The sequence below is a fragment of the Clostridium nigeriense genome (assembly GCF_050585265.1).
In the GTDB taxonomy this organism is placed as follows: Bacteria; Bacillota; Clostridia; order Clostridiales; family Clostridiaceae; genus Clostridium; species Clostridium nigeriense_B.
Window position 1 is genome coordinate 21,795 of sequence record NZ_JBNOOE010000020.1, and the last position, 15,948, is coordinate 37,742.

14 protein-coding genes are annotated in these 15,948 nt (G+C 28.1%); 2 read left to right on the top strand and 12 right to left on the bottom strand.

The window, feature by feature from the left end; all coding sequences use genetic code 11:
• The first annotated feature begins 91 nt into the window (after nucleotides 1-91).
• Nucleotides 92-952: an AraC family transcriptional regulator gene (locus tag ACQPVP_RS14720; protein WP_430851199.1), complete on the top strand. Its 861-nt coding sequence runs from the start codon at nucleotides 92-94 to the stop codon at nucleotides 950-952.
• Between the two features lie 222 nt (nucleotides 953-1,174).
• On the opposite strand, the gene ACQPVP_RS14725 is transcribed toward ACQPVP_RS14720, so the two are convergent.
• The 10 genes from ACQPVP_RS14725 to ACQPVP_RS14770 form a co-directional block, all read right to left on the bottom strand.
• A complete protein-coding gene (locus ACQPVP_RS14725; RefSeq protein WP_430851200.1) occupies nucleotides 1,175-1,669 on the bottom strand; it encodes an NAD(+) diphosphatase in 495 nt (164 codons plus the stop codon).
• Between the two features lie 32 nt (nucleotides 1,670-1,701).
• Entirely contained in the window at nucleotides 1,702-2,397 is a 696-nt protein-coding gene (gene sfsA, locus ACQPVP_RS14730) for a DNA/RNA nuclease SfsA (RefSeq protein WP_430851201.1), read from the bottom strand.
• A gap of 667 nt (nucleotides 2,398-3,064) precedes the next feature.
• Nucleotides 3,065-3,505 carry a hypothetical protein gene (locus tag ACQPVP_RS14735; protein ID WP_430851202.1) on the bottom strand — a complete coding sequence of 147 codons (441 nt, stop codon included), beginning with the start codon at nucleotides 3,503-3,505 and terminating at the stop codon, nucleotides 3,065-3,067.
• A 96-nt stretch (nucleotides 3,506-3,601) separates the two neighbouring features.
• A complete protein-coding gene (locus ACQPVP_RS14740) occupies nucleotides 3,602-4,189 on the bottom strand; it encodes a response regulator (RefSeq protein ID WP_430851203.1) in 588 nt (195 codons plus the stop codon).
• A gap of 13 nt (nucleotides 4,190-4,202) precedes the next feature.
• The gene (locus tag ACQPVP_RS14745) at nucleotides 4,203-5,858 is read right to left on the bottom strand and encodes an ATP-binding protein (RefSeq protein WP_430851204.1); all 1,656 of its coding nucleotides are present in this window, start codon (nucleotides 5,856-5,858) and stop codon (nucleotides 4,203-4,205) included.
• A 216-nt stretch (nucleotides 5,859-6,074) separates the two neighbouring features.
• Nucleotides 6,075-6,662: a rubrerythrin gene (rbr, locus tag ACQPVP_RS14750; protein ID WP_430842783.1), complete on the bottom strand. Its 588-nt coding sequence runs from the start codon at nucleotides 6,660-6,662 to the stop codon at nucleotides 6,075-6,077.
• Nucleotides 6,663-6,919: 257 nt separating this feature from the next.
• Nucleotides 6,920-8,791 carry a PTS fructose transporter subunit IIABC gene (locus ACQPVP_RS14755; RefSeq protein WP_430851206.1) on the bottom strand — a complete coding sequence of 624 codons (1,872 nt, stop codon included), beginning with the start codon at nucleotides 8,789-8,791 and terminating at the stop codon, nucleotides 6,920-6,922.
• 15 nt (nucleotides 8,792-8,806) lie between these two features.
• Nucleotides 8,807-9,712 (bottom strand): 1-phosphofructokinase, encoded by a 906-nt coding sequence (pfkB, locus tag ACQPVP_RS14760; RefSeq protein ID WP_430851208.1) that lies wholly within the window; start codon nucleotides 9,710-9,712, stop codon nucleotides 8,807-8,809.
• The gene (locus ACQPVP_RS14765; RefSeq protein ID WP_430851210.1) at nucleotides 9,709-10,461 is read right to left on the bottom strand and encodes a DeoR/GlpR family DNA-binding transcription regulator; all 753 of its coding nucleotides are present in this window, start codon (nucleotides 10,459-10,461) and stop codon (nucleotides 9,709-9,711) included. The genes pfkB and ACQPVP_RS14765 overlap by 4 nt, the downstream gene beginning before the upstream one ends.
• A gap of 294 nt (nucleotides 10,462-10,755) precedes the next feature.
• Nucleotides 10,756-11,076 carry a (2Fe-2S)-binding protein gene (locus tag ACQPVP_RS14770; protein ID WP_430851212.1) on the bottom strand — a complete coding sequence of 107 codons (321 nt, stop codon included), beginning with the start codon at nucleotides 11,074-11,076 and terminating at the stop codon, nucleotides 10,756-10,758.
• 224 nt (nucleotides 11,077-11,300) lie between these two features.
• Here ACQPVP_RS14770 and pflB point away from each other — a divergent pair, with 224 nt between their 5' ends.
• Nucleotides 11,301-13,532 (top strand): formate C-acetyltransferase, encoded by a 2,232-nt coding sequence (gene pflB / locus ACQPVP_RS14775; protein WP_430851214.1) that lies wholly within the window; start codon nucleotides 11,301-11,303, stop codon nucleotides 13,530-13,532.
• 74 nt (nucleotides 13,533-13,606) lie between these two features.
• Here the strand turns inward: pflB and ACQPVP_RS14780 are convergent, their stop codons facing one another.
• A complete protein-coding gene (locus tag ACQPVP_RS14780) occupies nucleotides 13,607-14,494 on the bottom strand; it encodes a tocopherol cyclase family protein (RefSeq protein ID WP_430851216.1) in 888 nt (295 codons plus the stop codon).
• Nucleotides 14,484-15,926, bottom strand: coding sequence for an FAD-dependent oxidoreductase (locus ACQPVP_RS14785; RefSeq protein WP_430851217.1), 1,443 nt, complete (start codon nucleotides 15,924-15,926; stop codon nucleotides 14,484-14,486). The genes ACQPVP_RS14780 and ACQPVP_RS14785 overlap by 11 nt, the downstream gene beginning before the upstream one ends.
• Nucleotides 15,927-15,948 lie beyond the last annotated feature (22 nt).

The following is a 15,948-nucleotide window of genomic DNA, read 5'->3' on the forward strand; positions in this document are numbered from 1 at the left end:
TTTTTCTTAATGTTATTATATAGCTGTTTTCTTCACATTACTTGTGCTATAATTGACATAAAATATAACAATATTCACTTTTAGGAGATTTATGAAATATTTAGATTTTAAAGAAAATAAACAAAGAGGTACATTTGATTTTCCAATAGAGTTTTATCATGTAGACGAAAACCATATCAACTATATGATGCCTTATCATTGGCATATCGAGTATGAAATAATAAGAATATTAGAAGGAACATTTACACTCTTATTAGATGAGAAAGAATTATTTGCTCAAGCAGGAGATGTAATTTTAATTCATGATGGTGTTTTGCACGGTGGAAATCCTAGTAATTGTATCTATGAATGTATTGTTTTTGATATTAATTTTATTTTAAAAGATAATAATATATGTAAGAAAATAATATCTGAAATAATTGATCATACATTAATAATTAATGACTTTTTTTCAAAAAAAAATATTGAAATACATGATATTACATGTGATTTATTTGATGCTATAAATCAGAAATATTCAGGATATGAGTTTATAGTTCAAGGTAAGCTTTACGAATTATTAGGATTAATAATAAAAAATAATTTTTATTCATATAATAACGTCACTAAGTTAAAACAATCTCAAATATTAAAATTTAAGAAAGCTATTAATCTTATAGAAACTTCTTATTCATCGGATATTACTCTTGATGATTTATCTAAAGCAGCAGGAATGTCCACTAAATATTTATGTAGATTTTTTTATAGAATGATAAAAAAAACTCCTATTGAATATCTTAATTACTATAGAATAGAAATTGCTTGTAATAAATTAACTACTACAAACCTTTCAGTTACAGATATTGCTTTTAGTTGTGGTTTTAATGACTTAAGCTATTTTATAAAAGCGTTTAAAAAGATCAAAGGAATTACCCCTAAAAAATATAGAAAAGATTATAATTCTAGAAAATAAAATGCACTCTATAGAATATACATATTTTATATATAAATTATAAACTCCAACTAATTTATTTTATATTAGTTGGAGTTTAAATACTCTACTATAAAAATATTAACTTTTTACAACGCTGAAAATAAATAATCTATTCTTTTATTTTTATTAATCTCAACTTATAATAGACTATCTATAAAAATTACTTATAGAATAGCTTTTATACAAGATATATTTTTTATTCTAACACACTTTTAATTCTAAAACTTTTTCAACAACTTTTGTTCCAATAATATCTTCCTTCATTTCTTCTAAGGCATTAGAAAGTTTTGTCCATCCAATTCCTTCTACTTCTGCTGATTTATTAACTTCCCCCGAAACAAAATCAGCCATAAATGTTATCATTAATATTTCTTTATCTAGTACAAAATCCGAGCCTAAATATCTAATATTTTTAATTTCTATTCCAGCTTCTTCTTTAACCTCCCTATACACTGCCTCCTCAGCTGTTTCATTATGTCCAACATACCCTGATAATAAAACCTTAGAATTTTCATATATATAACTTTGCTTTAATAATAATATCTCATCTTCTTTCAAGATTGCTACCATAATACACGGCTTAGGAGTATCAAAGAACATAATATCATCATGAGAACAATACGGTACTCCCCCCTCATCCCAGCTATATTTTTCTTCTAAACCCCTTCCACATATAGGACAAAACTTATACTTCATATTCCACCTCTTAACTATTAAAACTTTATTAATTACAATATTATATCAACTACTTTATTCAATTCAATTGAATTTTTTTCAACAATGCAATTATATGCCATTATATCAACGCCACTATCTTTAGCCAATCTTAGAGCATTACTAAATTCAGGATCTGTTATATCATTAGGCGAAAAGGATTTAACATTATCTAATTGAATTAAAAATAAAATTCCAGCCCCGTATCCCTGCTTCTTTGCTTCAATTAGTTCTAAAATATGCTTTGCTCCCCTTTCTGTAGGTGCATCAGGGAACTTACAATGCCCTTTATCTTCTAAAGTTACTCCCTTAACTTCTAAATAATAAATTTCCTCTTCATTCTCTGTAGATAATTTGAAGTCAAATCTACTTTTCCCAAAAGTCTTTTCTCTGTTTATTTTACTATATTTATGTAAAGTTTCAATTTTTTTATTTTCTAAAGCTTCATTAACTACCTTATTTGGAATTTGCGAATCAATATTTATTAGAACATCACCCTTCATTGCTGCAATTAAATCATACTTAGTCTTTCTAGTTGGATTTAACTCCTCTCTTAAGAAGATCTTTGTTCCTTCCATTAATATTTCCCTACATCTACCTGTATTAGGTACATGAACAACTATTTCTTCACCATTAAGTGATACTTTTGCATTAAATCTATTAGGTCTACTTATAAATATCCCTTCAAAAATATTTTTATCAAATTTCATTTTGTTTCTCCTTTTTAAAATTCTTAGGTTTTTCTACATTTTTCTCTAAATATTTTCTAATTATCCACTAATAATAAAAAAGTTTTCCACAGGCTGTTTTTCTAAACATACTATTTTTACTATATTTCCATTATAATTGTAACATTATCCACAGTTTTTATCCACATTCTGTCCAAACTGTGAATAACTTTATCCTTATGTATAAAAATAGAATTTTTATCATTTTAATCCATGCACCATATACTACTATCCTTCATCAAAAATCATCATATTGTTACAAACGTATATTCAGTACATATATATTGTGTCAATATGTTTTTGAAAGTTTTCAACAGTTTTTCGAACTTGTCCACATTTTGTGGATAACTTTCCACAATTTTAACATACCATTCTTCACTTATCCACATATTAAAGTTATCAATAACTTATTGGTAACTTTGATTTTCTAAAAAGTAAAATTGGGATATGCTTAATCGCATATCCCACTATATTTTTTTCTTTATTATTCAACTAGAGCAATTATTGATTGTGAATTAATATTAGGAGTTGGAACCTCTCTATTTGTATTTACAGGTAAACCTCCAAGCATATTATCATTTTATCATTCATATAACACATCCTATTTTGGTGTTATTTTGCCCATTAAAATTTCTTTAATTCAATATATTTAATTTATGATTGCTTCTGCTTGATTCTTTAATAGTTCAATATTATTATCAGCATCTACTGTTGTAAAATCATATACGTCTTTGAAATTGTAAAAATAATTAGCTATTGCAAATTTCTTTGCTCTAGTTATATTAAATTCAGCTGCAATTTTTTCTAAAAAATCAATTTCTTCATCTTCATATTCTCCATCTACTAGTGCTAATCCAACTAGCTCAAAGTAAATAATTTTTTTTGATCTATCTGATGATTCCTTAAGTATATTTATTATTTCATCATATTCTATAGTTGTTATTTCTTCGCTATGTATCCCTAGCTCTTCTCTATATTCATCTACTAATACTTTTTCTTCCTTTGCAAACTTGTTATCAACTTTAGCAAAAATTGATACTAAATTCAAAAAACACATTGCTTCATCTTTATTTAATTCTTTTAAAAACATAATTCTTCCCTCCCAATTATATAAATTTGTTAATATATAAATTATATCTTAGTTACACTAAATATAAAACATATTAAACATTAAATTAATATATATTTAAAACAATTCATATATCTTTTCAAACCTTATTGCTTCCTCAATATTACCTAATATCTTATTGACCTTACTTATTAATAAATATATGTCCTTATTATATGGATCTCTACCAATAGCCCTTTTCAATAATTCATGGGCTTCTAAGGCATTATTGCTATCCTTTAATAATCCTCTTACCTTCTCTAATATATCTATAGAAGATTTATGTAACTCTTTACTATCCTCTTTCCTTTCAATTTCATCTAAAACAAGATTAATTCTATCTGGTGAGAAAGGTTTCTGCAGATATACTAATGCCCCTAATTTTGTACATTCTATTGCATTTTTCACTGTAGCAAAAGCCGTCATAATTACTACTGGACATTCTGCTCTCTCTTCCTTAATAACTTTTAAAACTTCTGTTCCACTAATTTCTGGCATTCTAACATCTAAAAAAATTAAATCTACAACTTCTTCTGGATTTTTTATAATTTTTAATGCTTCTATACCATTATCAGCTGTTATTACACTATATCCCCTAAGTTCTAAACAAGTGCTTAATAACATTCTTATGTTTTTTGTATCATCTATTACTAAAACCTTCTTCATCAAAATCAACTCCCTAAAGTTTATTCAAATATAATGGAATTGTAAAAATAAATTTACTTCCTACCCCTACCTTACTTTCACACCAGATCTTTCCTCCATGTATTTCAACTATTTCTTTTGCTATAGCAAGTCCTAACCCTGTACTCTCTTCTGGAATTTCAAATTCTTCAACTCTAACAAATCTTTCAAATACTTTTTTTAAATATTCTTTTGGTATACCTCTACCCGTATCTGTTACAGATATATATATTTTTTCTTCATCAAAACTTCCATCTAATTTAACCATTCCCGAATCAGTATATCTAATAGCATTAGAAATCAAATTATTTAATACCCATTTTATCTTTTCTTTATCTATCATTATATACGGGAGCTTTTCCTTTAAATTTAGTTCTAAAGAAATATGCTTTTCCTTAGCTTGATGTTCAAAATTCATCAAAACCTCTTCCATTATTTTATTTATATCATTATTTTTAATATTAAAATTATCCTTATTTGCTTGTATCTCTGATATTTTTAATAAATTTGATACTAAATCATTTAAATTTTGTACATCCTCTTCTATCGTGTCAACTATATTTTGCTGCTTATCATTTAACTTTCCAATACTTTTATTATTAATAAGCCCAATTCCCATCATAATTGAGGTTAAAGGAGTTTTTAATTCATGAGATATTGTTCCAACAAAATTTTTCTTAACTACCTCTAATTCTTTCAAATTAGTTATATCCTTCAATATTAATACTATTCCTTCTACTTCATTATCTTTTCCTTTAAAAACTGATATAGTTAAATTAAAATAGTACCTCTTATTATTAAAATTCAACTCTATAATCTTATTTAAGCCTTCATTTTTTATTGGATCCTTTATAAAATTATATACTTCTGGCAAATTTAAAACATCTAAGAAATTTTTATTTTCATAATTAATATTTTCTATTCCTAATAATTTCTTACCATCATCATTAATAAATTTTATCTTATTATTTTTATCTAAAAATAATATTGGATCTTTTATAGAATCAACTAATAAATTTATAGGTTTAAAAAATCTATTTGTTAATACTATTGATATAACTGCACAAACTATAGCACCTATTAAAGATATAGAAAATATAAAATATATAGATTCTCCTATTCTAGTCTTAATTAAATCTTGATTAATGTACATACTATTTTCATTTAATTTTGATAAAGTTTTTAAATTTTCAATTACTACTAATACTTGGGGAGATATCTTTTCTTGATAAAAGTTAACTAGCTCATCATGATTTTGACCATTACTATAATCCTGTAAAGATGAAAATAATTTACTAAATTGAATATACTCAATATTTACTTTATCTACAAGCTCTTCTTCCCCCTGCTCTGTTATATTGCTTTTTTCAATATAAAGCCATTTATAAAATTCATCATCATTACTATGAAATATATCTATTGCTTCTTCTTTATTACCTTGAAGATAAATTAGTATTGCTCTATTTTGATTATTAATAGCATCAATCATTCCATTTGTTGAATTAATACTTTTATAGCTATTACTAATCATACCATCTATAGAAATTCTTAATCTTTCTGCATTCAAAGTAGATACTACACCTATAAAAACTATAATCAAAACTAAAAAAATATATAATTTTTTAAACTTTTTCTTTAAGGAATTAAACATACTATTCCCCTTTCGGTTTTATTTATATAATTATTATACATTAAAGTACATTATATAATATTATTTCAAATAAAAAGTATATCAGTGTAATTTCCTAAAGAAAAATAAGACTACATATTATATAATACATTAAATAATATGTAGTCTTATAATTCATAAATAAGATATTATAAATTAAAAAGCTTAAGAGATATACTCTTAAGCCTTGCTTGTCTATTAATAATTTTCTGAGAATACTTCGAAATATGCTTTTGGATGTAAACATGCTGGACAAACTTCTGGAGCTTCTTCTCCTTCAAAAATATATCCACAGTTACCACACTTCCATAGAACTACTTCATCTTTTTTGAATACTTTTCCTTCTTCTACATTCTTAAGTAATTTATTATATCTCTTTTCATGCATATTTTCTACTTCAATAATTCTTTCATAAGCTATAGCAATTCCTGGGAATCCTTCTTCTCTAGCTACTCTTGCAAATTCTGGATAAAGTTGAGTCCACTCTTCATTTTCTCCTGCTGCTGCAGCTTTTAAGTTCTTAGCTGTTTCATTATATAATGCTACTGGATATCCAGCGTTAATTTCTATAGCTTCACCTGCTAATTCATCCTTTAAGAAACTATAAAATCTCTTTGCATGTTCTCTTTCTTGTTCAGCAGTTTCCATAAATATGTTTGAAATTTGGACATATCCTTCTTTCTTGGCTACGCTTGCATAATATGTGTATCTTGTTCTAGCTTGACATTCACCTGCGAAAGACTTCATTAAATTTTCAGCTGTTTTTGTTCCTTTTAAACTCTTCATTTTTACCACACTCCTATATATAATTCTTGTATTTTTTTCCTATAATTATATTATATTACATATAGATTTATTATTCAAATATTTATTTTGTAAATAATAACAATTATCTGTTACATTTTCTTTTATTTCTTTTTCCCCATGAATATTCTTTTATTTTTCTTCGATTTTCTCCAGAATACTTACTTTATACACCCATTTTTATAACTAATAAAAAATTAAAAAGCCATAAGAAAATCTCATGGCTTTTCATAATTATATTAATATTTACTTTTCTTTAATAGTGCTAGAACTATCATTCCTACTACAGATCCAACAACTAAAGCTATAAAATATCCAAATGGATTCGTTATAACTGGTAATACAAAAATTCCTCCATGAGGAGCTCTTAATGAACATTCAAAGAACATTGATAAAGCACCTGCTGTTGCTGATCCTATTACACATGAAGGTATTACTCTAAGTGGATCTGCTGCTGCAAATGGAATTGCCCCTTCAGTTATAAAGGATAATCCCATAATATAGTTAGTTAATGCTGATTGTCTTTCTTTTTCAGTAAATTTCTTTTTAAAGAATGTACTACATAAAGCTATTGCTAATGGTGGAACCATACCACCAATCATAACTGCTGCCATAAATTCAAATTGTCCATTAGCTAATGATGCTGTTCCGAATACATAAGCTGCCTTGTTTAAAGGACCACCCATATCAAAGGCCATCATTCCACCTAAAACTGCACCAAGTAATATCTTACTGCTTTCTCCCATGTTATTTAGAGTATTAGTAATTCCATTATTTAATGCTGCTACTGGTGGATTAATTGCAAAAATTATAACCGCTCCTATTAATAATATTCCAATGAAAGGATATAATAATACTGGTTTTAATCCTTCTAAGCTATTAGGAAGTTTAGAAAGCACTTTCTTTAAACATAACATTAAATATCCAGCAATAAAACCTGCAAGCAATGCTCCAATAAATCCTGAACCACCTTGATTTGCAAGCATACCACCTACAAACCCTACAGCAAGGGCTGGTCTATCAGCTATACTCATTGCAATGTATCCAGCTAGTATTGGTAACATGAAATTAAATGAAGTATCTCCAACAGTCTTTAAAAATGCTGCAAATGGAGTGTTCTTTCCAAAATTATTAGGATCTATACTGTAGTCATCAAATAAGAATGCTAAAGCAATTAATATACCTCCACCTATTACAAATGGTAACATATGAGATACACCATTCATAAGATGCTTATAAATTTGACGTCCTATACTTTCATTCTCTTCTGAATTATCCTCTTCTGAAGCTTTTGCTCCATTATGATGATAAATAGGCGCATCTCCTGAAACGGCTCTATTTATTAATTCTTCTGCCTTATGTATTCCATTCGATACTTTAGTTTGAATTACCTTCTTACCATCGAATCTTGCCATATCTACTTTTTTATCAGCTGCTACAATTATACATTCTGCTTCTTCAATTTCCTTAGAAGTTAATATATTTTTAGCACCACCTGATCCGTCAGTTTCTACCTTTATAGAGATTCCCATCTCCTTACCTTTTTCTTCTAAACTTTCAGCAGCCATATAAGTATGTGCAATTCCTGTAGGACATGCTGTTACTGCTAAAACTCTATATCCATCTTTGCTTTCTTCCTTAACTTTATTAACTTTTGCATTTTCAAACTCATCTATTAAATTTAAAAACTCATCCGGAGACTTTGAATTTTCTAATGCACTTCTAAACTTTTCATCCATTAACATTGTAGAAAGTCTTGCTAATACTTCTAAATGAAGATTATTTTCTCCATCTGGAGCTGCAATCATAAAAAATATTTTAGCAGGATTTCCATCTAATGAATCATAGTCTACTCCATCATTAACTATCATTGCTGCTAATCCAGCATCATTTACAGCCTTAGTCTTTGCATGTGGAATAGCTACTCCATCCCCTATTCCTGTAGTACTAAGTTCCTCTCTCGCTAAAACAGCCTTCTTATATTCTTCCTTATCATTTAACTTTCCTGATGAATACATTAAGTCAACTAACGTATTTATAGCATCTTCTTTTGATGAAACTTTAGGATTTATCGCAATAGATTTTTTACTTAATAAATCTGTAATTTTCATAATTAAACCTCCAAATTATTGTATTTCTTTTAATAATTCATAAACTTTATCTTTTGTTGCTAAACCTTCTGAAAAAGCACTGGCACTTCCTGTTGCTACGCCCATTTTAAAGGCTTCTTCTAAGTTATTATTTTTTAAATAACCAGCCACAAATCCTCCAACCATAGAATCTCCTGCTCCAACAGAATTAACCAATTTACCTTTTGGAACTTCTGATTTAATAACTCTGTTATCTTCAGTTATAAATATAGCTCCATCACCAGCTCTAGAAATTAATACATTCATTGCTCCCATTTTCTTAAGCTCTTTTGCATACTTAATTATTTCTTCTTCATTTTTGATTTCAATATTAAATAATTCTCCTAATTCATGGTGATTTGGCTTAATTAAAAATGGCTTATATTTTAATACATTTAGTAATAAATCTCCTGTTGCATCTACTATTATCTTAACTTCTTTATCTTTTAATCTATCCATTATTATTTCATATATATTTTCTGGAAGAGTTTTAGGAATACTTCCTGCTAAAACTAGAATATCACCTTCTTTCAATAAATCTAACTTTCCATATAATTTATTTAAATCACTCTCATTAATATCTGGTCCTTGACCATTTATTTCTGATTCTTCATTAGATTTTAACTTAACATTTATTCTAGACATACCATTATCAAGCTTTATAAAGTCTGTCTTGCATCCCATATCCTTTACTTTGCTTTCAATTTCTTCTCCTGTAAATCCAGCAATATATCCTAATGCTATATTTTCTACATCTAAATTATTTAGGACTATAGAAACGTTTATTCCTTTTCCTCCAGCATAAATCTCTTCATAAGATGTTCTATTAACTTGACCTAATTTAAATTCATCAACTCTAACTATATAATCAAGAGCTGGATTAAATGTTATAGTATAAATCATAAATTTAGTACCTCCACAACTTTAGTTTCATCATAATATCTAGTATCTTCTAATTTAGTAGTAATTATTACAGCCTCATCTAACTCGGCAAATGTAATACAACTTATTTCATTAAACTTTGTTTTATCTGCTAATATAAACGGATTTCTAGTTCTTTTAATTGCTTCTTCTTTTACCAATGCTTCTCTCATATCTGGGGTTGTATAACCTCTATACTCATAGATACCATTAGTTCCAAAGAAACCTTTAGTAAAATTATATTTTTTTAAGCTATTTATAGCTTCTACTCCTACTATTGCCTCAGTAGAGCTTTTTAGTTCTCCTCCAATAATATAAGTTTTAAATCCCTTACTAATTAATTTTTTTGCTTGATTTATACCATTAGTTACATATACTGCATTCTTTTCTTCTAAGTAATCTATCATTAAATTTGTCGTAGTTCCTGAATCTATATATACGAAGTCATCTTTTTTAACTAAAGCAGCTGCATATCTTGCAATGATTGCCTTATCCTTCATATTTAGATTTTCTCTAATAGATACATAGTCATCTTTAGTATTGAACTCTCTTTCAAGTAAAGTAGCTCCACCATGAACTTTTTTAAGCTTTCCTTCAGAATTTAAAAAAGTTAAATCTCTTCTAATAGTTGATTCTGAAGTATCCAACATCTTTACAAGTTCACTTACATATACTACTGATTTCCTTCTAAGCTCATCTAAAATAAATTTATGTCTTTCTTCCGTCAACATAAAAATCACTCCCTAACCAAATAATATAATATTTTTAAATCGCTTTCAACCATTTTCAGTCATTTTCATTCAAAAATAATCATATTTTTCTTTATAATCATCTAATTTTCAATCAAATATACTTAATTTAATTAAATAAAATTTAAAATTAATACCACTGATTTTACAAATTGTATAAAAAAGTACCCCTATCAATTTTGCTTATTCCATTACAATATAGAAGTCCTGGCAAAATTAATAGAAGTACTTTAGAACTAAAAGCTAAAACTATAAAAAGCTATTCTAAGAAATGCTTTATCTTTTTAAATCAATAATATTTTGAATTAAAGAACTACATCTTCCACAAGTAGTTCCAGCATTAGTAATATCTCCTACCTTTTCAACTGTATCTGCTCCACTTTTAACAGCTTCCACTACTTCTTGCATAGAAACAGAATTACAACTACATACAGATTCTAATATTGATAATACTTCACTTGTGCAACCTCCACAGCAAGTAGCTGCCCCTGTATTTTCCATTATATCTTCTATATCTCTAGCTCCTGCTTTCATTGCATGTCTTATATCTAAATAACTAACATTTCTACATCTGCAAATTTTTCTACCTGCACCCATAAAAAAAACCTCCAAATTTTTATAATTATACCTTATAATTATATGTGTGCAAGTTTATATAATCAATATATTAAAATTTGAAAATGGAATACTTTGTTAATTATTAAACGTTCTACTTGCACTTTTTATTATTTAATGTTATTATCTAATTGATAAAAATTATTCATTGAGAATAATTTCCATCTGCAAAAATATTCGTAAATTATAAAAAAGGGGTGCAATGTATGAAGCAAGAATGGATCAACTTTAAAGAAGGTCAATGGACTAAATCAGTTGATGTTAGAAACTTTATTCAATTAAACTATACTCCATACACTGGCGATGACAGTTTTTTAGTTGGCGCAACAGATGCAACTAAAAAGTTATGGGAAGAAGTAAGTGAATTATTCAAAAAAGAAAGAGAAAATGGCGGCGTTTTAGATGTTGATACTGAAACTATTTCAGGTATCAATGAATATAAAGCTGGTTACATTGATGAAGCTTTTGAAAAAATAGTCGGCGTTCAAACTGATGCTCCATTAAAAAGAGCTGTTATGCCTTTTGGTGGAATTAGAATGGCTGAAAACGCTGCAAAATCATACGGATATGAAGTAAGCCCAAAAATTTCAGAAATATTTACTAAGTATAGAAAGACACATAACCAAGGTGTTTTCGATGCTTATACTGATGAAATGAGACTTGCAAGAAAATCAGGTGTAATAACTGGTCTTCCAGATGCTTACGGTAGAGGAAGAATCATAGGTGACTATAGAAGAGTTGCTCTATACGGAGTAGATAGATTAATAGAAGATAAAATTGCACAAAAGAAGAGCTTAGAAGTTAGATGTATAGATGAAGATGTAATTAGATTAAGAGAAGAAATTTCTGATCAAATCGTTGCATTAAAAGAATTAAAGGGATTAGCTGAAACTTATGGTTTCGATATATCAAAGCCTGCTAATAATGCAAAAGAAGCTATTCAATGGTTATACTTTGGATTCTTAGGAGCTATAAAAGACCAAAATGGTGCTGCTATGTCTCTAGGTAGAACTTCTACTTTCATAGATATATATATTGAAAGAGACTTAAAAGCTGGATTAATTACAGAAGAAGAAGCTCAAGAATTAGTTGACCACTTCGTTATGAAGTTAAGACTTGTTAAATTCTTAAGAACTCCAGAATATAATGATTTATTCTCAGGAGATCCAACTTGGGTTACTGAATCAATTGGTGGTATGGGATTAGATGGAAGAACTTTAGTTACTAAGAACTCCTTCAGAATTCTTAACACTTTATATACTTTAGGACCATCACCAGAACCAAACCTAACTGTTCTTTGGTCAACTAGATTACCTCAAGGCTTCAAAGATTTCTGCTCAAAGGTTTCTATTGATACAAGCTCAGTTCAATACGAAAATGATGATTTAATGGCTCCATATTGGGGAGATGATTATGCAATTGCTTGTTGCGTATCTGCTATGAGAGTTGGTAAGCAAATGCAATTCTTTGGTGCTAGAGTTAACTTAGCTAAGACTTTACTTTACGCTATAAATGGCGGAAGAGATGAAAAGTATGGAATGCAAGTTGGTCCAAAACTAGCTCCAATTACTAGTGAATATTTAAATTACGATGAAGTAATGGATAAATTTGAAATAATGACTGATTGGTTAGCTAACCTTTATGTTAACACTTTAAATGTTATTCACTACATGCACGATAAATATTCTTATGAAAAATTACAAATGGCTTTGCATGATAGAGATGTATTCAGAACAATGGCTTGTGGCATAGCTGGATTATCAGTTTGTGCTGACTCACTTTCAGCTATTAAATATGCTAAAGTTAAGCCAATAAGAAATGAAGAAGGAATTGCTGTAGACTTCGAAATCGAAGGTGATTTCCCTAAATACGGAAACGATGATGACAGAGTTGATGATATAGCTGTATATCTAGTTGAAAACATGATGAACAAGATCAGAAAGAACAAGACATACAGAAATGCATATCATACTCAATCAGTTTTAACTATAACTTCAAACGTTGTTTATGGTAAGAAAACTGGTACTACTCCTGATGGAAGAAAAGCAGGAGAACCATTTGCTCCAGGTGCTAACCCAATGCACGGAAGAGATAATAGTGGTTCATTAGCATCATTAAACTCAGTTGCTAAATTACCATATGAGCATTCACAAGATGGTATATCAAATACCTTCTCAATAATTCCAGATGCTTTAGGAAAAACTCCTGAAGATAGAATTAAGAACTTAAGCTCATTAATGGATGGATATTTTGGTCAAGATGCTCATCACTTAAACGTAAATGTATTTGATAGAGAAACTCTATTAGATGCTATGGATCATCCAGAATTATATCCTCAATTAACTATAAGAGTTTCAGGTTATGCTGTAAACTTCATTAAGTTAACTAGAGAGCAACAATTAGATGTTATAAACAGAACATTCCACAAATCAATGTAATTAATTTAGGTGCATACAAATGTATGCACCTTTTATTATTTAAATACTTATCAAAATTTATATAAGTAAACTTCTTATTTCCCTACATATTCAAAACTAGTATTATGACTTTCTAAGTCAAATAGTAAATCTTTATTTTTATAAAATTTAAATCTAGCACTACATGATATATTTTCATGTATAGTTCTTATCATCTCTCCTCCATTAGGCGCTAAAAGACTTTGTGAAGATAAATTTTTTATTTCTATCTCTAACTTATATGCCCCTCTTTTTATTATTAATCCCTTTTCACCATATAAAATTAACTTCACTCCATTATATGTAGCTAATCTATATTCTTTTCCTTTATAATAAACTATCGCTATACATCCTTTAAATTCAAAGCCTAAGAAAGGTATATCTGCTATAGATACCATGACACTCATGTCCTCTATCTTAAAATCGTTGCTTTGAACCCATAAGTAAGTCTTTGGAAATGATTTTCCTGAATCTTTTTCTATATATCCCTTGGCATTTATAAAATTTACTTCTTCATTATTTATAAATAAATTTCCATTTACCTTATGACTTAAACTTAATACTCCATGAACACACTCCATAAAAGGAAAATAGGCAAATGGTCCCATAATATCTCCTTTAACTGTAATAATATCACTATAAATAATTCTTCCTTTTACAGTAATATCTTTATGTTTTATATTCAATATAAGCCCTTTATTAGAAAAAATATTATCTTTTATTTTTATAGTGAGCCTATCTTCACTAATAGAAAAATCTTTAAAATCATAGTTGATATTATAAGAACTATCTTTTGTAATAACTTGAATAAAAGAATATTTTCTTCCATCTTTACTTATATTGATACCTGGAATAAAAGCAATGCTAAAATCTTTAGATTGATGTTTAAAATACCATCCCTCAAAAAAAGTTTTTTTATTCTTATAGAAATTATTATTTTTCATATTTCAATTCTTTAATAGAAGGTGAGTCTAAAAGGTTTCCCTTATAGTCAAACCTTGATCCATGACATGGACAATCCCACGATAAATCATCTCCGTTCCATTTTAGTTCACAACCTAAGTGAGGGCATTTAGTAGATACAGTATATGCTTTTCCTTCTTTATTTTTATAAACACCAACCTTACTACCTTCATATGTAACTATTCCAGCTTCTCCATTTTTTATATTATCTATAGTCTCCATTGGAATTCTTATTTTTTGAGCTATAAAGTTATATGTAGTTTCAAATCCATCCTTAGCCAAATTCTTTATAGATGCCGTCATATCAAATCTACTTGGTGAAAATATTTCATTAAATGTATATGCTTTTCCAGTAATCATACCACTTATTATTATTGCTGATACCATCGAAGATGTCATACCCCACTTATTAAATCCAGTTGCAACGTAAACATTAGGCATTTCCTTAGAGTAAACTCCTATAAATGGAATACCATCTGAAGTTATACAATCTTGAGCTGACCAATGATACTTCTCAACAGCATCTGGATAAAGTTTTTTAGCTAATTCCCTTAACTTATTATAAGAACCGCCTTCTTCATTACTACCAGTTCTCCCTGCTGCTCCCCCTAAAATTAAATAGTCTTTATATCTTCTAAATGAATATCCTCCATCCTTTTCATCTATATACATTCCATTTAGAATTTGAGCATTCTTAAAAGCCATTACGTATTCTCTTTCTTGATGCATTCTTAAAAAATAATATCCAGGCGTATTTATAATTGGGAAGTGAGTCGCTACTACTATATTTTTTGCTTTTATTCTTCCCTTATCTGTAATTACTACATTATTTTTTATATCTATTGCCCTTGTATTCTCATATATTGTTAAATCCTTAGCTATAAAATTTAAAAATTTAATAGGGTTAAAATTCGCTTGTTTTTTAAACTTAACTGCCTTTGCAATTTTGAATGGAAGTTCTATTTCATTTACTAATTCAGCATCAATCCCAAGTTTTATTGCCGCCTTGTATTCTTTTTCAATTTTTTCAGGATTATCTAAAGAATATACATATGCATCTTCGATTTCAAATTCACAATCAATATTATTCTTACTTATTATTTCCTCATAATTTTCTAACGCAAGCATATTTGCCATAGCATATCTTTTCGCATTATTCTCTCCAAACTCATTAATCAATTTATCATATATAATATTATGTTGTATTGTTATCTTTGCAGTAGTATTTAAAGTGTTTCCTTTTAAAACCCTGCCTCTATCTATCACTACAACATCTATCCCCTTATCTTTAAGCATATAAGCAGTAAGCAAACCTGCTATTCCTCCCCCTATAATTACAACTTCTGCTTCCTCCTTATACTTTAACTCCATTCGACTTTCTATATTATAGCTTTCACTCCAAATTGAATTCATCTAATCACTCCTATTTAAAATT